Below are 21,247 nucleotides of genomic sequence, written 5' to 3'. Positions count from 1 at the left end.
AGCAGAAGTCAGGCGTGCGCTGGCGTTGTTGCAAAGTGATCGTATTCTTCGAGATGCTTGGCGAGGCCTTCCACGGTGCGCCCATGGAGATAGATGAAATTTGCCAACCAGTTTTCCTCGGTTGGCCACTTGTCGCCCAGCGTCTGGTTTGAAATTTTAATAATGTAAGAATAAAAGGCATGGGAGCCTACCGTGCTGCTGCTCCCCTTAAAGTAATGCAGTGCATTTTTCAAATGTGCGAGGTCGTGGTTATTGACGCTCAGCGTCAGTACATCTAGCCAGTCGCTCCACTGTAGGCGCAGGCTTGGCAGCGCATCTTTCAGCACGCCTGTTTGAGTAATGTATTCCAGCTGCGCGAAATCAAACAGGGGTGATTCGGTCGGCGTGGCGGCCTCAGATTCGATGCTGTCGATTCCTTGTAGTCTGTGTGATGAGGGAATGCTGCTGTCGGACTCGGAGCAGGGTACGCCTGTCAGGTGCTGAAGTAATTTTGCATGCAATGCGGTCGGGTCTATTGGTTTGAGCAGGTAATCAGTAGCGCCGGAAGCAAAGATTTCATGCCTGGATTCATCGGCCTTGTCGGATACCGTGATGATTTTGATATTCTGGAATTGGGTGTCGCTAGCTCGAATCGCCCGCGTTGTTTTCAAGCCATCCATGTCAGGCATCAGCATATCCATCAGCACCAGGGAACATTCGGGATTCGATCTCAGTTGCCGCATCACTGCGATGCCGTGTTCTGCTTCCAGAGGAATGATGCCCCATTCTCTAAGGTATGCCCTGATGATGCGACGCTTGGCATCTTCGTCGGCTGCAACCAGGACGGTTTTCCCAATGAGCAGGGCATTTTTTCCACCAGTGTGAGGGAATCGAGGGTATTGCTTGATAGCTTGCCGCAAGGTTTGAATTAACTCCAGCTCATTACATGGTTTGCTGAGGAAGCCGTTCATCCCCACTTTTTGGGTTTTAACCTCCGCCATATACGCAGGCTCTGTGGTGTAGGCGACGATAGGGACGAATTGGTGTCCGGGTGCGGCACCATTTCTGATTTTTTCAGTGCAGGCATAACCATCGAGTTTAGGCATGTTGAGATCCATGATGATCAGATCGTAGCTATCCTGATGCAGCATTCCTAATGCTTTTGCCCCATCGGCGGCTTCATCAATGGTGACACCTAATTTTTGCAGAATTTTTTTTACGGCAATGCGGGCCAGGCCATCATCATCCACCAGCAAAATCCGTTTATCAGAAAAAACAGGTAATGCTTGATTCAGTATTTCCTGTCTTTTGTGTTCCAGTTCTGCTTGTGGAACGAGCGGAAACTGTAGCGTGAATTCGGTATATTCACCTAGCACCGAATGGCAGGAAATCGATCCGTTGAATGCGCGCATCATGCGCTGACAGTAGGCTAACCCTAGACTTGTCCCACCGCTTGATTTGTCGGCGCTATAAAAAACATCGAATAAATAGGGAAGTGTGGATTGCGGAATGCCTGGTCCGGTATCGCGGACGTAGATATGGGGACTGTTGACTGTAATAATGATGCGAGCATTGGGATATTTTTTAAAAAAATGCAGGGCGTTCTTAATCAGATTGAAGAGAATGAAAAGGTAACTGGTTTCATCTCCTCTGAAAGTGAAATCCTGCATGATATTGAGATCAATTTTGCCGCGTTCTCCTTCCGTTTCATAGCCATATTCGGCAATGGCTTTTTTAGTGGAGCCGGCCGCCGACAGGTAGGTGAATTTTAAGCCGGCAAGGGATCCCGATTGCATTTCATTGAGGATCATGGAGATCACTTGTAAGCCACGTATAACAGCCAGCCGTCCGTGGGAATGATGTTGGTATAGTTCTTGCAGATTTCTTGATGGAATGATTTGCGTCGCGGAGGCAGTCGACGGAATGGGTAAATTATGGCCTATGGTGTCGAGGCTATGTTTGATCTGTCCAAGAGGATTGCGCATTTCATAGGCGATGGAACCGGCCAGGCTTTGTAAACATTTTTCACGTTCTTTTGTTGAGGCAGTCATTTGATTCAGAGAGAGGCTTTCTCTGATTAAACGACTGTAAAATCCACCTGCAAAAAAGGCAAAAAAAGCTAAAGGTAAAAAATCGAAAAGTATTTTGTAATTTAAGAAATCGAATCCGGTCGGTGACAAATAAGAGAAAAGAATACTGCCGAGAGTTGCTCCAATAATAAAAGATAAAATAACAGAAGAAATTCCCTGTAATAATATGATAAGAGAATAAATTGCCATTATCTCGCAAACAATATACACCGGACTAAAATTATTCATCAACATTAAAAAGGTAAATATTAATGGCAAATTAATTGTCATTGAAATATTCCAGTATATTGATTTTAATTTTTCTGATAAATGCATCTTCTTATGAAATATAATTGGAAGTAAAGACATTCCGCACAATAGCCTTAGCCAAAAATTTTCATACGACTGCGGTATAAATTTTGTCCAAATCATCCAATATAAAAGATGCCCAATTCCGCCTATTAATCCAAAATAAATAATATTTTGTCCGGATATTTGCAACTCAGACAAAATTTCTTTTGATAATTTATTATAAATATTAATTATTAGTTTGATCATGGTATTTCCCATCTCTTATTGCATGCATTTTAAAACGTGAAGGTTAACGCAGCAAAAGACATTCCTGCGCTACCTTTCCACCCTAGGCAGTTGTCACCAGGTTTTAAGACATTATTTTGTTTCGATTCTGCAATCCCATATGGAATTGCAGCGCTGGCAATATTCCCTGTTTTATGTGCGACTAGATAAAATTTATCAGTTATATTAACTACTTGGCCATACTGCTCCCATCTCGTGGGCGAGGATGTGTGTGTGTATATATATTTAATATCCATACTTTTCATTTCATGTTTGTTAAGCACATTAATAATCTCTTTTCTTCCCTCTTCATGCAATTCATATCCATACGAATTAAAGTTATAAATTTGATTTGTTAGCGAGAAGGGTTTTTCCAGGTTGCAGAATGACTCCCAGCAAGGCAATGGAATGGTGCAAAGATTGCATAAGTCTGGGCGGCTTACAAATGTGAATTTAAAATTGTTTGGGTCTTCATTGCTTAATATGGTGACGGTAAGTGCATCCCCCACCATATAACTTGGAAATTTATAGGGCAATTCGGTCGCGGATTTCAGCGAAAAATTCTTTGGATAGATGTGCGATCCTTCGATCATGTTGAATTCCATGTTGACCACCACCGCGTTGCGGGCTGCTCCTGCTTTCATTTTGTCGTTGACAATATCCATGCTCGCTACCCAACCCATGCAGGCTTCAAGCACATCAAAATTACGGCACTTCAAACCCAGTGCATTGGCGATAAAACAGCTGTTCGCGGGCTCAATGAATCCCCGGCCGACGCCGGTGTAAATCAGTAAGTCGATGTCTTCTTTCTTGATATTGGCATCGCTCAGTGCGCGCTCGAAGGCTTCCTGAAGCATTTCCATGGGACGTTCGCCCGGCGCCAGCCAGTGCCGTGATTCCATTCCAGATTTCTTGAATACCTTATTGATGATTTTGAGGGTTTTGGGCAGGTCACCATCAAAACTATCTTTTGAATGGTGTTGAATTAAATCGAGTACTTCTTCATTGCTGACAATGCGGGAGGGAAGTGTGGCGGCAATGCCGATGATTTTCATAGTGATTTACCAAGTGAGGTTGAGGGCGGCTCCGATCAGATGGACGGCTTGTTTGTATTCCGCTTGCAGACTTGCCGTTGTCGCTGATTCGGGGATGTGACTGACAGTGTTTTTCATGATTTGTCTTGCGTAGCTCAGGATGAGGCGGGTGTTCTGATTCAGTGAGTATTGGGCCCCAATGCTCAGCCCATATCTGTCCCCTACGGGAAATCTGGGGTTTCTGTAATGGTTGGTGATGGCGTCTTTTTCATAGGAGAGACCTGATTGCAACAACCATTTATTATTGAGTCGGTAATTCAATCCGATGGCGGTCAGCAGGCTGTTGCGAAAGGGAAGTGCGACGGCCAGATTGGTGTTGCCAGGTGGGGGGGCGATGCGCTCAATCAGAAATTCGGAGATACGCGACCAGCGGGTCCAGTGAATATCCATCGCTACTTCCATTTTCTTTTGAACTTGCCAGGCAATCCCTAGTGCGAGCATTTCAGGCATGGTGAATTCGACTTTGCCTTGATAGGACGGCAGGTTGCCGCCAGCCGCAGTCTTCAGATCGACATTGCCTAGCAAATGGTGCTTGATGGCAGAGCGATAGGCCAGGCCCGCTTTGAGTTCGGGTGTTATCTGCGCAAGTAAGCCAAGGTTGAGCCCATAGCCGGTATGGCTGCCGCCGTACCTTCCGAATACCAGATGAGGCGCTATATTGCGGCTCATCTCTATATCAAGTCGTTCCAGTTGTAGCCCGGCGCCGATTGCCAGCCGTTCGTTAATTTTGTAGGACAGCATGGGATTAATGTTAGTACTTCTAATCCGGCTTTCTAGTGCATGAAAGCGCGCAAGCGAATCTGCGCCGTACTTGGTGTTCAGATAGAAGGGGGCGCTGACATTGAGACCCACTGACCAGTAGGCGTTTAGGGGTAATGACAGTGAGTAATAAGGGATGAGTCCAATGTATCCGGGCGAAGCTTTCGATACCCCGTTTTGGGCGATGCCGTTGATGGTGGTGCTGTGTACTGTGGCGTCGATGACGTGATCAGTCCGTATGGCCCCCAGAGTTAATTGGGGCCTGTCGTGAAGGCTCAATATGGCCGGGTTAAAGTACATGTCCGAGTTGTCGTGGGTGCCAGTGGTTGAGCCGGCATAAGCATTTCCCAATGCGGAGGCACTTGTTGCTTGGCTGGAAAACGCTGCTGCGCGAGCGTCTGTAACGTAAAAAATAAGTAGGGGAAATAGGTGTATTGATTTTAAAAGAAGGATTATTTTCATCATTTTTAAAATATATTAAGATTAATAAATGTAAATTATAAAAAATTATTATCTTTATAATTATTTATAAATTAGTATTTTTTAGTTAAAAATTATTTGTTTCCAGATGCTATTTTTTTATTTCGCATCATGATGGACTCATTCGTTGAAATTACCCGTTCCAATCGTTTCTGACGGTTATGGAATGCGTCTGCGGTTCGAGTGGTTGGCTCCGTTTTAGCGGTGTATTCGATGTCTTTGATATCTTGAGTCGCAGACATTGATATTGCTGAGACGTAGGGCTTGCTCACCTGTGAGAAAGCGGGGGGCGCTCCGTTGTAAATATTCAGGCTGGCGAACTGTTAGCCGATGGGATAATAGATATAAATTTCCTTTTGGAAACAAATAATAAACAAATCCTTCGCCGTTCAGGCACGCGCCCTTGCATGAAGATGCAAGAAGATTCTGATTTTGGTACTTGTCTGTTTTTTGCGGGTGGCGCGACGCATTGTGACAATGGATGGGTGGCCCCGTGTTTCGTCGATGGCAGAATTCCAGTCAGTCACTTGGCGGATGTCTTTATACTGAGTCATGAAAAAGACTTCTCCACATGCTGCGCCATCTCTCGCGGCGCGCTCATCACCTATGTCGGCAGTGCTGCAGTTCACGGCTATCGTCGCCGCCCCGTTCGGCGCAATCGGTGTTCGTGGTGATGAAAACGCCTTATGTGAGCTGGTTTACCTGCCCCCCTCCTACAAGGCTCAGCCGCCACAAAATGCGCTGGCAGAGAGGGCCGCGCTTCAGCTTGAGGCCTATCTGGCGCAGGCGGATTGTCGGTTCGATCTTCCATTGGCCGCCGCCGGGACTCTATTTCAGCGCAAAGTTTGGGCAGCCATTGCCGCCATTCCCAAAGGACAGGTACTGACTTACGGGGATATTGCGCGCCGCGTGCAGTCCGCTCCGCGCGCTGTCGGTCAGGCCTGTGGCGCGAACTGGTTTCCGATCATCATTCCCTGCCACCGGGTGACGGCCGCTGGCGGTCTGGGCGGCTTCGCGCATCAGAGCGACGAGGCCGGCTTTCACCTGGGAGTAAAGCGCTGGTTGCTAGCGCATGAAGGTGTGGAGTCTTATTGATGACTGCCCCCGTATCCCGTCCGCCGAAAATCATTGCGCCGTCTTGCAGTCAGGGAGCCATCGATATGTTTTGCGACAGCTTATGGCTGGAGGATGGTTTTGCGCGTAATTCACTGGAAGCTTACCGGCGCGATATGACGCTGTTTGCCGATTGGCTGTATCAGCGGCGAAGTGTCGATCTGTACGAAGCGACGAACGCGGATGTGGATGCTTATATCGCCGCTAAACATATTAAGCCGGCCATACCGGGCGATGTGGCTGCTGCCCCGCGCTTATCCAAGGCAACCTCTTCAAACCGGCGACTGGCAGTCATCCGACGGTTTTACCAGTTGGCCTTACGGCAGAACAAAATCAGCGTTGATCCCTGCCTTAAAATTAAATCGGCCCGACAACCGGTACGCACTGTGCATGCGCTGACCGAAGCCATGGTGGAGGCTTTGCTGAATGCGCCCGATGTGACGACACCGCTCGGTTTGCGCGATCGGGCGATGCTAGAGCTGATGTACGCGAGCGGCTTGCGCGTGTCGGAGCTGGTTTTGCTGCGCATGCTGGAAGTAGGGATGAACGAAGGCGTTCTCAGAATTACCGGTAAAGGTGACAAGACGCGTCTGGTGCCTTTCGGCGAGGAAGCACGTAGCTGGATGGTGCGCTACCTGGAGCATGGGCGGCCGCAGATATTGGGAGGTCAGGTGGACGATGCCTTATTCATTACCGCCCGCGGAGCGCCGATGACGCGGCAGATGTTTTGGCAGCTCGTCCGAAAATACCAGTTGCAGGCCGGTATTAGCGCTCCCTTGTCGCCGCACACCCTGCGACACGCTTTTGCCACGCATCTGCTCAACCATGGCGCGGATTTACGCGTGGTGCAGATGCTGCTCGGCCATGCCGATATTTCTACGACCCAAATCTATACCCATGTGGCGCGTGAACGCCTGAAATTATTGCACGCCGAACATCATCCCCGCGGATAGCGGATGTTCTTGCTGCATAATGGGCGCCGATGAAGAAAACTCATGTCTCCGCCACCCCTGCCACCGACTTTCTACACCGGCACGCAGCCGATTTCAGTGAGCATCCCTACCCCTATCAAGCACGCGGCGGTACCAGCGCGTCGGCGCTGGCGCTCGGGGTAGATGAGCACTGTGTCGTCAAGACACTGGTCATGGAAGATGAAGCAGCGCATCCGCTGGTGGTATTGATGCATGGCGACCGCAAGGTATCGACCAAAAATCTGGCACGTCAGATCGGCTGCAAATCAGTGGCGCCGTGCAAGCCAGAAGTGGCGCAACGGCACTCCGGGTATCTGGTGGGTGGTACGTCGCCGTTCGGCCTGCGTAAAGCGATGCCGGTGTATGTCGAAGAAGGTGTGCTGGCGCTGGAAAAAATATATATCAATGGCGGGCGTCGCGGCTTTCTTGTTGGCATTGCGCCGCAAGTCTTGTTGACAACGTTGGCAGCTGTGCCGGTGCAATGCGCATTAGAGGAATAGGCCGTCACCGAAAACCACCGAGTTTCCGATTATTTCAATAAAGAAAAGAGAAATCATGATGACAGTAGTGTTTGTGTTGGCGGCGTATTTGCTGGGTTCGGTTTCGTTTGCCATGGTGTCGAGCAGACTGTTCGGTCTGGCCGATCCGCGCACGTATGGCTCGAAGAACCCGGGTGCGACCAATGTGCTGCGCAGTGGCAACAAGGCGGCAGCGGCGCTGACCTTGTTGGGGGATTGCGTCAAAGGTTGGCTGGCGGTGTGGCTGGCACAGCGCTTTGGGCCGCAGTACGGACTAGACGACAGCAGTCTGGGGCTAGTCGTGCTTGCTGTATTTCTGGGGCATTTGTGGCCGGTGTTTTTCCGCTTTATCGGCGGCAAGGGCGTCGCTACTGCGCTCGGAATTTTACTGGCGCTGAATGTCTGGCTGGGTCTGGCAACGGTAGCAACCTGGCTGATTATTGCCTATGCCTTCCGCTATTCGTCGCTGGCGGCGCTGATTGCAGCAGTGTTCGCGCCGTTTTATTACGGCTTGATGTTCGGCAGCGCAGATGGGGTGCTGGTAGCGGTAGTGATTGTCAGCGGATTACTGATTTACCGTCATCGCAAAAATATCGGCAATCTGTTGGCTGGCAAGGAAAGTCGTATCGGAGAGAAGAAAAAGAACGGCGCACATTAAGGCCTGTCAGCAATAAATTTTATGGGGCTAAGGTGCCTCAGATGTTTATTTCCTGAGCGGGCGCATTAAAAAAATCAGAGAACCAATTCTTGCAGCGGCCAGCGCGGTCGCACGCTGAAGCCATATTCGCGGCGCGCAGCGTCCGGGTTGGCTTGCAAACGGAGCGCTCCTGCAAAGGCGATCATCGCGCCGTTATCGGTGCAGAATTCCAGTTCCGGGTAATACACCGTATAGCCGCGCTTGGCGGCAGCGGCATTCAGGCCGGCGCGCAATTGCCGGTTCGCGCCGACACCACCAGCGATCACGAGTCGCCGCAGGCCGCTGTGTTTGAGCGCGGTCATGCATTTGGCGACCAGGACGTCGACCATCGCATCGACAAAGCCGCGCGCGATATTGGCGCGGTCTTGCTCGCTCATCGGGACTGGGATTTTATTGACGACCGTGAGTACCGCCGTTTTCAAACCCGAAAAACTGAAATCGAGATTTTTAGCGTGCAGCATAGGCCGTGGCAGTTGATAGGCCTGTGGGTCGCCCTGCTCTGCCAGCAAGGAAATCGCCGGCCCGCCGGGATAGCCCAGACCCAGCAATTTTGCCGACTTGTCGAAGGCTTCTCCGGCCGCATCATCCAATGTTTCGCCCAGCAGCGTATAGCGCCCCACCCCTTCGACTTGCATCAATTGCGTATGGCCACCCGATACCAGCAAAGCGATGAAAGGGAAGGCCGGCGGCGCAGCGGCCAGCAGGGGAGATAACAAGTGTCCTTCCAGGTGATGCACGCCGAGCATGGGCTTGTCCAGCGCCAGTCCCAAGCCGCACGCAACCGCAGCACCAACCAGCAGCGCACCCGCCAAGCCAGGTCCCTGCGTGTAAGCGATGGCATCGATGCTGTGACGATCAATCCCGCTTTCCTGCAACACTTGCCGTAATAAAGGGATGGCGCGCCGGATGTGGTCGCGCGAGGCTAACTCGGGGACGACGCCGCCGTATTCCTGGTGCATCGCGACCTGCGAATAAAGTGCGTGCGCGAGCAGGCCTTGACTCGTATCGTAGAGCGCGAGTCCGGTTTCATCACAAGACGATTCGACGCCGAGAACGATCATGGGAGGGGAGGTGGGAAAGTAAGTCAGGCGACATTGTAAGGGATAGGGCCTGCTGCCGGTTGTGGCAGGTCTGGCGTAGCACTGTTTTTCGGTGTCGCCGTAGCGCACGGAAATGAATTCCTGTTAGCCGCCACAGACCGTAGCTAACGGTTTCTGCCAGATCACATAAGCCGCGCCATGCTGCTTCAGAGCGCGGCGCTGTCGGAAAAATCGCCGGCTTCGGTGTAAACTTCCGGCATGGAAAATCAGACTCAGCAACAAGACCCCGCAGCACCGCTGGCGGCGGCGCGCTTCATCAAGGAAATAGGCCGCGGAAAAGACGGCGCACGCAGTCTTTCGCGCGAAGATGCCAGCTTGCTTTACAGCGCGATGCTCGACGGTCGCGTCAGCGATCTCGAACTGGGTGCTATTTTGCTGGCGTTTCGGATCAAGGGTGAATCGGTGGAGGAAATCGCCGGTTTTCTGGCGGCGGCTGAAACATCGTTTACCCCCGTGACTGCGCCAGCGGGCCTTTATGCGCCGGTGGTCATTCCCAGTTATAACGGCGCACGCCACATGGTTAACCTGACGCCCTTGCTGGCATTGCTGCTGGCGCGCGAAGGTGTGCCGGTGCTGATGCACGGTGTGACGCACGATGCCGGGCGCGTCACCAGCGCTGAGATTTTCCAGGCATTGGATTTGCCGCCGGCGCTGGATGCCGCGCAAGCCGGCATCCGTTTTTCCGAAGGTTTGCCAGCGTTCATGCCGATTGAAGTGCTCGCGCCAAAAATAGCGCGTTTATTGTCGCTACGTCGGGTGTTGGGCGTACGCAATTCGACTCATACGCTGGTCAAAATTATGCAGCCTTTTGATGCGGCGGCGTTGCGCCTGACTTCATATACCCATCCCGAATATTTCACCATGCTGAGTACCTATTTCACGCAAGCCGCACCGGCTGCGCGCGGAGATGTTTTCCTGATGCGCGGTACCGAGGGCGAGACAGTCGCCAATGCGCGTCGTGCCCAGCAGATTGACTGGTTTTGTCGCGGCACATCGACGCCGCTTGTCAGCAAACAAATCGTGGCGGATGTGTTTTCGGAGGCACTCAAAGAGCGCGATGCCGTAGCCACTGCGCGCATGATCGAGGCAATGTTGAATGGCAAGATTGAGGTGCCCGCCGCCATCTCTGAACAGGTGCGACATTGCGTCGCCGTGGCCGCGAATATTGCCGTCCGGCGCTAGCGGCGGCAATAGTGTTGCTCCTACGGCAATAGCCTGCAAAAGACCGGTATTTCGAGTCCATTAAAACGCGAATAATTGATTCAGGCGTCGCCTGATTGGTGCATACTTACGTCTGTATCCGTACTAAAAAAATAAATTAAAAAATTTAGATCAGATTCGGGCGGCAAAGCAATAACTCCTGTGGATGCTTCCTCTATCTGATTTCAGCGCAAAGTGGCATGGATATATTTCGTGCCTAAAGTCACCAATCAAACAGGCGTGCGCACCAATGTTCAGTATGGCAAATACATATAACATCTGGATCGTCCTACTCGTCCTGCTCTCCCTGTCGCTATTTTTTGTTGCTGCTTGGTTTTTGTTCCGCGAGGTTTCCTGGCGCGGCATGAAGCGCAACAAGTTCATTAAATGGCTATTAAGCCGCGGCAATAAAAAACTCCGTCATTTCGCCACCCACGATCCATTGACCGACTTGCCTAACCGCGTCTTGCTGATGGATCGCATCCAGCACGCCATCCACGTAGCGCGACGCAGTGGCAACACGTTTGCTTTGCTGTTCATGGATCTCGACGATTTCAAGGTGATCAACGACACCTGTGGCCATGCTGCAGGCGACAGCCTGCTGGTAGCAGTCGGACGGCGCATTCAGAATTGCATCCGCAGTGAAGATATGGTGTCGCGTGTGGGGGGCGATGAGTTCGTGGTGATCATGGGCAATCTGGCGTCAACCGAAGCGATCAGTAACTCGGCAGAAAACATTTTGATGGCGTTGCGACAGGAATTCGATATCGAAGGCGCGGTACTCCGCATCTCGGCCAGCGTCGGTATTGCGGTGTACCCCAACAGCGGTGAAACGGCAGAGGTTCTCATGAAAAATGCCGATGCCGCCACGTATGAAGCCAAACAGAATGGGCGCAATACCTATCGGTTTTTCGAGCCTGCGATGCACGCCAGCGCAATGCGCCACTTGCATATCCGGCAGGCGCTGCGCAGTGCGATCGAGAAAAACCAGTTCCAGTTGCATTTTCAGCCAAAGTTCAATTGCGAAACACAGGCGATCACAGGCTTAGAGGCCTTATTGCGTTGGCATCATCCTGTTCTGGGCAACATGGGGCCAGGGGAATTCGTCCCGATTGCCGAACGTTCCGGCCAGATTATTGCGATCGGGGCCTGGGTGTTGCGCGAGGTCTGCGCCAGCATTGCGCAATGGGATGCCCTAGGGATGCCTCCGGTCCGGGTGGCGATGAATTTGTCGCCGTTACAATTGCGCCGTGATTTGGCGAAACTGATTAATGAGATGGTCGGCGGCATGGGCATTCCCTCTCGCCGGATCGTGTTTGAAATCAGTGAAGCCGCTGCCATGAAAAATGTGGAGCGCAGTAGCCGGACTATCGCCGAACTGCAAACTTTCGGCTTCGATGTGGCGATCGACGGCTTCGGTTCTGGCTATTCCAATGTGGCACATTTGCATGCGTTCCACTGCCAGCACATCAAGATTGATCGCACTTTTATTGCACGTCTGGGTCATGGAAGCGGAGCAGAAAAAATCATCGTGTCAGCCATGATTGCGATGGCGCATGCACTGGGCATGGAGGTAGTGGCAGAAGGGGTAGAAACCACGACGCAGCTGGAAATATTAAAAGAATTGAAATGCGACCAGATGCAAGGGTTTTTGCTCGGACGTCCCATGAAGGCGAGTGATATTGAATTCCTCTTGGGATTCAGTCGCGCCCCATCGTCGGAGTAAGTGATCAAACCGTGCGGCGCTGCACCCGGCGCAAATAATAGAGCAGGCTGATAGCAACAAGTCCCAGACTCGCACTATTGCCTAGCCAGAATCCAGCGGCACCCTGCCACATTGGCGGGCTAAGGTGATAGGGATCCAGCCCCAGCAGATAGCCCCCTCCCAATCCGATTCCCCATAAGGCCAGAGCGTAAATCAGCGTCGGCACCAGCGCCACTTTGTAGGCGCGCAAAATAAAGGCTGCCGTGACCTGAACGGAGTCGAACAATTGATAAAAGCCGATGTAGACGAATAGTGGCAAGGCAGCGGCAATGATGGCCGCATCGGGCGTATAGGCGCGGATGATTGCCTCCCGCCCCAGCCAGACGAGCAAACCCACCAGCACCGATAACAATGCCGCCAGCCGTATGCCGGCGTTTCCGATGTGTCTGGCTAACACCGGATTACCTGCGCCGATTGCTTGCGCCACCAAGGTGCCGGTAGCGCTGGCGATGGAGAGCGGCAGCATGTAAAGGACGGTCCCCATGTTCGCCGCAATCTGATGGCCGCCCAGCGCCAGCGGCCCGAGTCGGGCAATGAAAATAGCCATCAGCGTGAAGGCGGTGACTTCAATGAAATAACTCATCCCCATCGGGATGCCCAGTTTCAGCAAAGTGCTCAGCGTCTTCCATTGCGGCCAGACGAAGCCGCTGCCAAACAAGTGCAGTTGCCGATAAAACGGGAAGCGGTAGACCAGCGCCCAGGCGATGAGCGCCATCAGCCAGGCAATCAGCGTGGAGGCCAGCGCGCAACCGGGGCCACCCAATGCGGGGATGCCGAGACCGCCAAACACGAAGAGCGCGTTCAGAGGGACTTTGAGCGCCAGCGCGACGATCTGAATCGCCATCACCATTTTGGGTCGCAGCAGTGCCGTGTTGAGCGCGGCATAGACGCGAAAGAGCAAGGTGGCGGGTAAGGCGAGAACCTGTATCTGCAAATACAGACCGGTCTTCGCCTGCAGCTCGGGGCCGATGTGGGAGAGCTGCAGGAACGCCGGTGAAAACAGCAACACGACGCCGCCGACGATACTCAGTATTAACGCCAGCCACAAACCCTGTTTGACTTCAGCGCCGATGGCGGCGAAGCGTTGCGCGCCCGCCAGTTGACCAATGGTGGGCAACAAAGCCTGCATCACTCCCGACAAGCCAACGAAGATGCTGACGTAAATCGACACGCCCAGCGCCAGCGCCGCGAGATCAATCGCTGAAAAGCGGGCTGCCATGGTGGTGTCGATGACGCCATTGGCAATCAGCGCCAGCTGGCCGATCAGGATCGGCCAGGCGAGAGCGGCAATACGGGTGGTGGGGGTGCGGGAAGTCAATGCGGGGAGGCGATCAATGGAAGTGTAGGAATGGGTTATCGGACAATCGGGTGTTGTGCTGACCGCGCAGTGTTTTTATTCCCAAAACGCGCAGTGTTTTTATTCTCAAAACGCGCAGTGTTTTTATTCTCAAAACGCGCAGTGTTTTTATTCTCAAAACGCACCGTGTTTTGATTCCCCCCAAATGCCCTCATCGGGCCCGTCGGTACAAGCGGAAACGCTCGTCCCGGTCGGATGGCCGGCGACCTTCCCACAGCAGTTTCCATTTGCCGCTGAATTGTTGCAGCAAGCGGTCATCCTGGTCGCGCATGGCGTCTTGCAGCAGCAGGACATCACAGCCGCTATTTTCATCAGTGGCGAACTGCATCTTGCCGAAATAAGCGAACGAGGCGCGTTGCGCCGGACCGACGTTGGTATCGATGCAGGTCACGGTTGAGGGCAAGCGCTGCGCGATCTGCTCGGCGACGCCAGCGTAGCTGCGGCCGTAATTAATCCACGGCATCCATAAGGTGGTCAGTAGCAGCCAGCACAGGATTACTCCGCCGGAGGACAGGACGACGGCGCGCCACAGCACCGATGGCTGCCTTGAAATGCGCCAGTTGACCAGCACGATCCAGCAGAGGGTGCCGAGTATGGCGATGACGAAGCTGATCAGATTGAAATCGGGTTGGTAGCCGGGCGCCAGTTTGTGGGCATTTTTGGCGATTTGCGCCGGCCAGCCGGTTTCTTTGGCGATCCAGCCTATCCAGATGAAGGTGGCGCTGAAGGTGAAGATCATGACGGAAAACCAGTCCACGGCATTGATCGCGCCGCGCTTCATGGTCGGCAGCCCGAACGCGGCCAGAATCGCCAGCGGAGGCAGTAGCGGCAGCAACATTTCTTCTTCGCTATGGACGTTGAGCAAGATCAGCGCCGCGATGGGGATCAGGAAGCAGAGCGTGAGTGAAATGTGCAGCGTTTTTTCCTGATGACGCCACGCATAGATGGCCCAGGCAGCGAACGGCCATGCCGGCCAGGCGAACCAGATGCCGTATTTCAGCAGATAACGAAGCGCGGGGAAGGAGGGCCAGTTGAGTTGGTACAGGTTCCAGCTCATCCAGATGTCGATTTGCCCGGCGCTGTCGGGGGTGAATGTTTTCAGAGCGAAGATCCAGGCTGCTACCGGCACAACAGCAAGTGGCAGGCTGATGAGCAGCAATGGCAGTATCGCCCGTCTGTTGCGAATCACCGCCAGCGTCAGCAGGCCGATGAGTATCCCTGCCGGCAATAGCCAGCCGTAAGTGATGACCAGCAAACCCAGCGCCAATCCGATGGCGATGCTGTTGCGGGCTTTGCCCGAGTCGAAAAAACGGACGGCGGTGTACATGGCAAAAGCCAGCAGCGCCAGTTGCATCGATTTCGGGCTGGTTTCATGGCTGTGCAGCAACAGGCCGAGAAAGCCGAGGTAAATCAGGAAGGCACCGTCGGCCAGGGTGCGGCCGAAGTCGCGGGCTTCGGGCTGGCCGCCGAAGGCCAGTTTCAGCGGTTGCGCGTCGCTGCGGCGTCCCAGCAGATAGGTGGCGTACCAGATCGACAAGGCGCTGATCAGGAAGGCGATGCCGGCGGACACCCGGGCGGCGAGCGGATCGCCAAGAAGTGCGCCGAACAGTTTGATGCAGAGCGCGCCCAGCCAATAGGTCAGCGGGCTTTCGGCGGCCATCTGCATGCCGGCGATGTTCGGTGACAGCCAGTCTTGCAGCGTGCCATGCGCCATGGTCCACATGATGCCGAAACTGATGGCGTCGTCGCTTTTCCAGGGATCGCGGCCGATCAGGCCGGGCAAAATATACAAGAGACCTAGTGCCAGCAGCGCCCAGCGCGGCAGCGCCCGGGTGGCAGAAGCGGGTAGACGGACAGGTTTGAATTTGGTGGTGAGTATGGTTTGCATCGTTTGCATCGGTAGCGGAAATCAGGGCCGGTGCGGCTGCCGGTGAAAAGCCGGCAGGTCCGATAGCGCACCATAAGTGGGCTGTGGACGGATCGGTCGGCGGTGTGCGCCAGGCGCAGCGACATTGTGCAGCAAAACGGTGCGGATATTGTTTTTCATTGTTGCCGGGTGTTGCCGGATGTGTCTTCGTCTTGCGCAGTATTGCGGCTTTCCCGACGCAATGGAAATTAAAAAAGGCAGCCGTAGCTGCCTTTTTCAATGCGTCAGTGTCGAAACAGAAACAATTATTCGCTGTCTGCGACTTGTGTCTTGGATCCGACAGTGCCGAATTTCTGACGGAACTTCTCGACGCGGCCAGCCGTGTCGACGATTTTGTGCTTGCCGGTGAAGAAAGGATGCGATTCGGAAGAAACTTCAATCTTCACGAGTGGGTATTCCTTGCCTTCGAATTCCATTTTGTCGCGTGCGTTGATAGTCGAACGGGTAATGAACTTGAAATCGTTCGATACATCGTGGAACAACACTTCGCGGTATTCCGGGTGAATGCCTTTTTTCATTTTTTTGCCTTGATAAGATTAGGGAGCCAATCGTCACTTCGTCGGTCAGTCATGCTTCTTGACCCGATTGTCGATCACTTGCCGGGATGTGAAGCGTCGGATTATACAATCAAATCAGGGGTTTGCGCCATTTTTGATGGTTTCGCCCCTTCCTTTCGCCCTTCCTTTATTCAATCGCCGGACGCGCGTTCTTGCGATACAACACCAGCGTGGCGATCAGGCCACAGATGGCGGCAAAGCTCATCCACAGTCCGGGCGCTGCTTTGTCGCCTGTGTATTGGATCAGGAAAGTGGCGATGGCCGGGGTAAAGCCGCCGAAGATCGCGGTCGCCAGACTATAGGCCAACGCAAAACCGGCAGTGCGCACGCTGACCGGCATGACTTCGGTCAGTGCGACGACCATGGCGCCGTTGTAGCTGGCATAGAGGAACGACAACCACAGTTCAACGCCCAACATCCGCTCGAAGCTGGGGTTGGCTACCAGCCACGACAGCGCAGGGTAGGCGGTCAGGACGGTCAATATGCAAAAAGTCAGCAGAATCGGGCGACGACCGATGCGATCCGACAGGGCGCCCATGATAGGCAGCCAGATGAAGTTGGAGACCCCGACGCACAAGGTCACGATCAGCGCATCGACCGTGGTCAGTTTCAGTACGTTTTTGCCGAAAGTCGGGGTGTAGACGGTAATCAGGTAAAAGGAGACCGTGGTCATGGCCACCAGCATCACGCCGGCAATCACCAGACGCCAGTTTTTGAGCATGGAGCTGAAAATTTCTTTGGCGTTAGGTTTGTGTTTGCGTTGCAGAAATTCCGGCGTTTCCTCCAGCGAACGGCGGATGACGAACAGCACCGGTACGATCAGGCAACCGATGATGAACGGGATGCGCCAGCCCCAGGCGCTGATTTCCGCTGGCGCCATCCAGATGTTGAGCGCGTAGCCGAGTGCCGCAGCGAAAATAATCGCGACTTGCTGGCTACCCGACTGCCAGCTAACGTAAAACCCTTTGTGGCCCGGCGTGGCTATTTCGGACAGATAGACGGAGACGCCGCCCAGTTCGACGCCCGCGGAAAAACCTTGCAGCAGGCGACCGATCAGCACCAGCAGCGGTGCGGCGTAGCCGATGCTGTCAAAACCTGGCACGAAGGCGATCAGGACCGTTCCCAGTGCCATCAGGGCCAGCGTCACGATCAGACCTTGCCGGCGTCCCACCCGGTCGACATAGGCCCCCAGGAAAATCGCGCCCAGCGGGCGCATCAGGAAGCCGGCGCCAAAGGTCATGAACGTCAGCATCAGCGAGGCGAACTCATCGCCGGAGGGGAAAAACGTCTTTGAAATGTAGGAGGCGTAAAAGCCAAAGAGGAAAAAGTCGAACATTTCCATAAAATTGCCGCTCGTCACTTTGAGAACGGTGCCGACTTTCGATGTACTTGCCTGGGCGTTTGCCATTATTTTTATTCCCGAGTTGAGCTGAGGTCGCGATTCTAGCATTTGCAATGAATTGTTTGCAGAAGCTATTGGCCGGGCCATTTTTCGGCTGGCGCACTTTGTTTTATGTCCATCGTTCAAACTGATGGGGTGCGTAGCTGCGTCATTATGTCTGACGTTAAAAAACGCCGCGATGTTTGCACATTGCGGCGTGAATGTATTCCCTTGTGTTGCAGAGGAAAAACGTGAAGTGGATGAACGCTTAGTTGCCGCGTTTCATCATGTCGAAAAATTCAGCGTTGTTCTTGGTTGCCTTCATTTTATCGAGAATGAATTCCATCGCTTCAATTTCATCCATGCTGTAGAGCAACTTGCGCAGCAGCCAGACTTTTTGCATCTGGTCGGGCTTCATCAGCAGTTCTTCGCGGCGGGTGCCGGATTTGTTGAGGTTGATTGATGGATAGACGCGCTTTTCAGCCAAGCGGCGTTCCAGATGCACTTCCATGTTGCCGGTACCCTTGAATTCTTCGAAAATCACGTCATCCATGCGGCTGCCGGTTTCGATCAGGGCGGTAGCGATGATGGTCAGCGAGCCGCCTTCTTCGATATTGCGGGCGGCGCCAAAGAAGCGTTTAGGCCGTTGCAGCGCATTGGCATCGACACCACCGGTCAGTACCTTGCCGGAGGCCGGGATGACGGTATTGTAGGCGCGCGCCAGACGGGTGATGGAGTCGAGCAGGATGACCACATCCTTTTTCATTTCGACTAAGCGCTTGGCTTTTTCCAGCACCATTTCGGCCACTTGCACGTGACGCGTTGCCGGTTCGTCGAAGGTCGAGGCGACCACTTCGCCGCGCACCGAGCGCTGCATTTCCGTGACTTCTTCCGGCCGTTCGTCGATCAGCAGAACGATCATGACGGCTTCGGGATGATTGGTGGTGATCGCATGCGCAATGTGTTGCAGCATGACCGATTTACCGGACTTCGGCGACGCTACCAGCAAGCCGCGCTGGCCTTTGCCGATGGGGGCGATCAGATCGATGATGCGGCCGGTAATGTTTTCTTCGCCGCGCATGTCGCGTTCCAGCAGCAGCGGTTTGTTCGGGTGCAGCGGGGTCAGATTTTCAAACAGGATGCGGTGTTTCGATGCTTCCGGCGGTTCGCCGTTGACCTTGTCGACTTTGACCAGGGCAAAGTAGCGTTCGCCATCTTTCGGGGTGCGTACTTCGCCTTCGATTGAATCGCCGGTGTGCAGGTTAAAGCGGCGGATTTGCGACGGCGAGATGTAAATGTCGTCGGTGGACGCCATGTAGCTGGCGTCGGGCGAGCGCAGGAAGCCGAAACCATCCGGCAGTACTTCCAGGGCGCCATCGCCAAAAATTTGTTCTCCCGATTTCGCGCGCTTCTTGAGGATCGCGAACATCAGTTCTTGTTTGCGCAGGCGCGCAGCATTGTCAATGTCGAGGCTGATTGCCATTTCGAGCAATGCCGAGACATGCATGGCTTTTAATTCGGATAAGTGCATAAGAGTTTCCCGGGACGGGACTTAAAAAGGTGGGGGAGGGACTTGCGTGGTAAATGAACTAATGCAGCAGTACGGGCGTACTGCTGCAGTCACAATCAGATATTGCTATCGATAAACGAGGTCAGTTGGCCCTTGGCCAAAGCGCCGACTTTCTGTGCGGCAACGGCGCCGTTTTTGAATAGGATCAGCGTTGGAATACCGCGGATACCGAATTTGGCAGGGATCGCCTGATTCGCATCGACATCCAGTTTGGCGATGAGCAGTTTGCCGTCGTATTCCTTGGCAACTTCTTCCAGGATAGGGGCAATCGCTTTGCAAGGACCGCACCATTCGGCCCAGAAATCGACCAGGACAGGTTTGTCGGACTTCAGTACGTCAATCTCAAAAGATGCGTCTGTAATATGTTTAATGTTTTCGCTCATGGTGGTTTCCTCGGATGAGAGGTAAGTGGTCAATCAGAATGGTCAGGCGCCGCTGGGAAGTCAACAATCAGGGCGGACTATATCGGGTTGTATTGAGTTATTGGCGACACCGCCGGCAAAATCAAGCCGGTACAGTTTTTTGCTGTTCCTCTTCCTGCTTCAGGCAAAGCCGGAAACGGTTTTTTTACAATTTTTGCTGAGGGGCAAGGGTGCGGCGGCGGGGTAGTGAATGAATCATAACCTATTTCGCTATGCTGTGTATGGCTTCGTGGCCAATCGCCCCTGCCTGTTGCTGGATGTGTTGCGGCCGAACTATCGGGTGCTGCTTGCATCGAACCGGGCAGGCTGCCGGGAGGCGCGTGCATGAAATGCGTAGGCACAGGATAAGGGCTGTGTTAAAAATAGCCTCTCGCTTATTTATCTTTGCTCACCTCCTGCCTCATACATAGTCATCGTCTCATTGTCAGGTTCTGTGAATCTGGTACCCGCCGGGCATCTTTTCTCCGCCCTGTTTCACCCTTATCAGAGAGGTCATATGGCTTGGTTTTTGCCATCTTTTGCGCTCGGTCAGCCGCTGCAATGGAACGCTTTACTGTTGTTTGGCGGTTTGCTTTTGCTGGGATTGATCGGCGGCCATCTGGTGTCGCGATCCCCCTGGGTGCCGCGCATTACAGGTTATTTGCTCGTCGGTTTGTTGTTGGGACAGGGCGGACTGAACTGGTTGTCCGGCGATGTGTTGCAAATGACCGCGATTTTTTCCGATGTCGCCATGGCGCTGGTGGTGTACCAACTCGGGCGCTATGTCGATATCGGCTGGCTGCTCCGCGAGAAGTGGATGCTGGCCATTGTGGCGACCTCGTCGCTGCTGTGTTTCGTGTTTGTCAGCGGCGCGCTGCGAATGTTCGGTGCCACCTCGGTGCTGGCGCTGCTGGGTGGGGTGCTGGCGATTGCCACTTCGCCGGCGGTCGTGATTGTGGTGCTGCGCGATTTGAAGGCGGAGGGTCAGGTGACCCGCAGACTCGCGGCGATGACGGCGCTCAATAACTGCATCGCCTTGCTGGCCGCCTATGCTTTGCTGCCGCTCATTGCGACCGAATCCGGCACGTCGGCCTGGACTCTGTTTGCGCATACCTTGTATTCGCTGGTCGGTGCATTTGCCCTGGCCTATCTGGTTTACTGGGTGATGGCACCGCTGGCGCGCTTACTGGGACGGCGGCGCAGCAGCCAGTTCGTGCTGGTCATTGCGATCATCACGCTGGCCATCGGCGCGGCGCACGCCCTGAATCTACCCGTCATGCTGACCATGCTGTTTTTCGCGATTCTGTCGAAAAATCTGGATCGGCAGTACGACATCATGGAGCTGGAATTCGGTGTCGCCAACGACCTGTTCATGGTCATGCTGTTCGTCACCATGGGTGCGTCGATCCGGTTTTCAGATCTGACGGTCGTGGGTGTCTCCGTTGTGCTGCTGGTGGCGGCACGCTTCCTGGCGATGGGGTGTGGCGTATTTCTGTTTGCCCGGTTTGCGCGCATGAACTGGAGGCAGGCCGGACTGTTGACACTAGGCACCTTGCCGATGACCGAAGCAGGTTTGGGCCTGATGCAAACGGCCTTTACCCTGTATCCCAATACCACCGCGGATATGGTGCCGCTGTTGGCGGGCTGCCTGGTCGTGCTGGAGTTGCTGGGTCCGGTGGCGACGCAATTCGCACTAATTAAATCGGGTGAAAGCGGGCGTGAATCATGACTGA

Annotated in this window: 18 protein-coding genes; 8 read left to right on the top strand and 10 right to left on the bottom strand. The window is 53.7% G+C overall.

The window, feature by feature from the left end:
• Positions 1-8: 8 nt before the first annotated feature.
• From RGU70_RS17255 to RGU70_RS17245, 3 genes are read right to left on the bottom strand one after another with little or no spacing between them, the layout of a single operon-like run.
• Entirely contained in the window at positions 9-2,606 is a 2,598-nt protein-coding gene (locus tag RGU70_RS17255) for a response regulator (protein WP_322210599.1), read from the bottom strand.
• A gap of 29 nt (positions 2,607-2,635) precedes the next feature.
• Positions 2,636-3,679 carry a 3-oxoacyl-[acyl-carrier-protein] synthase III C-terminal domain-containing protein gene (locus tag RGU70_RS17250; RefSeq protein ID WP_322210598.1) on the bottom strand — a complete coding sequence of 348 codons (1,044 nt, stop codon included), beginning with the start codon at positions 3,677-3,679 and terminating at the stop codon, positions 2,636-2,638.
• 6 nt (positions 3,680-3,685) lie between these two features.
• Positions 3,686-4,942, bottom strand: a complete 1,257-nt coding sequence (locus tag RGU70_RS17245; RefSeq protein WP_322210597.1) for an OmpP1/FadL family transporter — start codon at positions 4,940-4,942, stop codon at positions 3,686-3,688.
• Between the two features lie 621 nt (positions 4,943-5,563).
• Between RGU70_RS17245 and RGU70_RS17240 the strand changes: the two genes are divergently transcribed.
• From RGU70_RS17240 to plsY, 4 genes are read left to right on the top strand one after another with little or no spacing between them, the layout of a single operon-like run.
• Entirely contained in the window at positions 5,564-6,052 is a 489-nt protein-coding gene (locus RGU70_RS17240) for a methylated-DNA--[protein]-cysteine S-methyltransferase (protein WP_322210847.1), read from the top strand.
• Positions 6,052-7,023 (top strand): site-specific tyrosine recombinase XerD, encoded by a 972-nt coding sequence (xerD, locus tag RGU70_RS17235; RefSeq protein ID WP_322210596.1) that lies wholly within the window; start codon positions 6,052-6,054, stop codon positions 7,021-7,023. The genes RGU70_RS17240 and xerD overlap by 1 nt, the downstream gene beginning before the upstream one ends.
• Positions 7,024-7,052: 29 nt before the next feature.
• Positions 7,053-7,541, top strand: a complete 489-nt coding sequence (locus tag RGU70_RS17230) for an aminoacyl-tRNA deacylase (RefSeq protein ID WP_322210595.1) — start codon at positions 7,053-7,055, stop codon at positions 7,539-7,541.
• A gap of 55 nt (positions 7,542-7,596) precedes the next feature.
• Positions 7,597-8,217 (top strand): glycerol-3-phosphate 1-O-acyltransferase PlsY, encoded by a 621-nt coding sequence (gene plsY, locus RGU70_RS17225; RefSeq protein WP_322210594.1) that lies wholly within the window; start codon positions 7,597-7,599, stop codon positions 8,215-8,217.
• 74 nt (positions 8,218-8,291) lie between these two features.
• Here the strand turns inward: plsY and tsaD are convergent, their stop codons facing one another.
• Complete coding sequence (gene tsaD, locus RGU70_RS17220) at positions 8,292-9,317, bottom strand: tRNA (adenosine(37)-N6)-threonylcarbamoyltransferase complex transferase subunit TsaD (protein WP_322210846.1); 1,026 nt, start codon at positions 9,315-9,317, stop codon at positions 8,292-8,294.
• 237 nt (positions 9,318-9,554) lie between these two features.
• Between tsaD and ybiB the strand changes: the two genes are divergently transcribed.
• Positions 9,555-10,538, top strand: coding sequence for a DNA-binding protein YbiB (ybiB, locus tag RGU70_RS17215; RefSeq protein WP_322210593.1), 984 nt, complete (start codon positions 9,555-9,557; stop codon positions 10,536-10,538).
• A gap of 277 nt (positions 10,539-10,815) precedes the next feature.
• Positions 10,816-12,282, top strand: coding sequence for a putative bifunctional diguanylate cyclase/phosphodiesterase (locus RGU70_RS17210; RefSeq protein WP_322210592.1), 1,467 nt, complete (start codon positions 10,816-10,818; stop codon positions 12,280-12,282).
• A 4-nt stretch (positions 12,283-12,286) separates the two neighbouring features.
• Here the strand turns inward: RGU70_RS17210 and RGU70_RS17205 are convergent, their stop codons facing one another.
• The 6 genes from RGU70_RS17205 to trxA all read right to left on the bottom strand — a co-directional run bounded on the left by RGU70_RS17205 (position 12,287) and on the right by trxA (position 19,496).
• The gene (locus RGU70_RS17205) at positions 12,287-13,639 is read right to left on the bottom strand and encodes an MATE family efflux transporter (protein ID WP_322210591.1); all 1,353 of its coding nucleotides are present in this window, start codon (positions 13,637-13,639) and stop codon (positions 12,287-12,289) included.
• Positions 13,640-13,829: 190 nt separating this feature from the next.
• A complete protein-coding gene (locus RGU70_RS17200) occupies positions 13,830-15,566 on the bottom strand; it encodes a glycosyltransferase (protein WP_322210590.1) in 1,737 nt (578 codons plus the stop codon).
• A 284-nt stretch (positions 15,567-15,850) separates the two neighbouring features.
• On the bottom strand, positions 15,851-16,123 hold the full coding sequence (locus RGU70_RS17195; protein WP_322210589.1) for a type B 50S ribosomal protein L31: 273 nt from the start codon (positions 16,121-16,123) through the stop codon (positions 15,851-15,853).
• A gap of 166 nt (positions 16,124-16,289) precedes the next feature.
• The gene (locus tag RGU70_RS17190) at positions 16,290-17,570 is read right to left on the bottom strand and encodes an MFS transporter (RefSeq protein ID WP_322210588.1); all 1,281 of its coding nucleotides are present in this window, start codon (positions 17,568-17,570) and stop codon (positions 16,290-16,292) included.
• Positions 17,571-17,811: 241 nt separating this feature from the next.
• Positions 17,812-19,074 (bottom strand): transcription termination factor Rho, encoded by a 1,263-nt coding sequence (gene rho, locus RGU70_RS17185; protein ID WP_322210587.1) that lies wholly within the window; start codon positions 19,072-19,074, stop codon positions 17,812-17,814.
• A 95-nt stretch (positions 19,075-19,169) separates the two neighbouring features.
• Entirely contained in the window at positions 19,170-19,496 is a 327-nt protein-coding gene (trxA, locus tag RGU70_RS17180; protein ID WP_322210586.1) for a thioredoxin TrxA, read from the bottom strand.
• Between the two features lie 229 nt (positions 19,497-19,725).
• Between trxA and RGU70_RS17175 the strand changes: the two genes are divergently transcribed.
• Both RGU70_RS17175 and RGU70_RS17170 read left to right on the top strand, forming a co-directional pair.
• On the top strand, positions 19,726-19,863 hold the full coding sequence (locus RGU70_RS17175) for a hypothetical protein (protein WP_322210585.1): 138 nt from the start codon (positions 19,726-19,728) through the stop codon (positions 19,861-19,863).
• A 168-nt stretch (positions 19,864-20,031) separates the two neighbouring features.
• Positions 20,032-21,243: a cation:proton antiporter gene (locus RGU70_RS17170; protein ID WP_322210584.1), complete on the top strand. Its 1,212-nt coding sequence runs from the start codon at positions 20,032-20,034 to the stop codon at positions 21,241-21,243.
• Positions 21,244-21,247: the final 4 nt, after the last annotated feature.

Source organism: Herbaspirillum sp. RTI4 (genome assembly GCF_034313965.1).
GTDB lineage: Bacteria > Pseudomonadota > Gammaproteobacteria > Burkholderiales > Burkholderiaceae_D > Herbaspirillum.
This window is presented reverse-complemented; position numbering and strand designations above follow the sequence as displayed.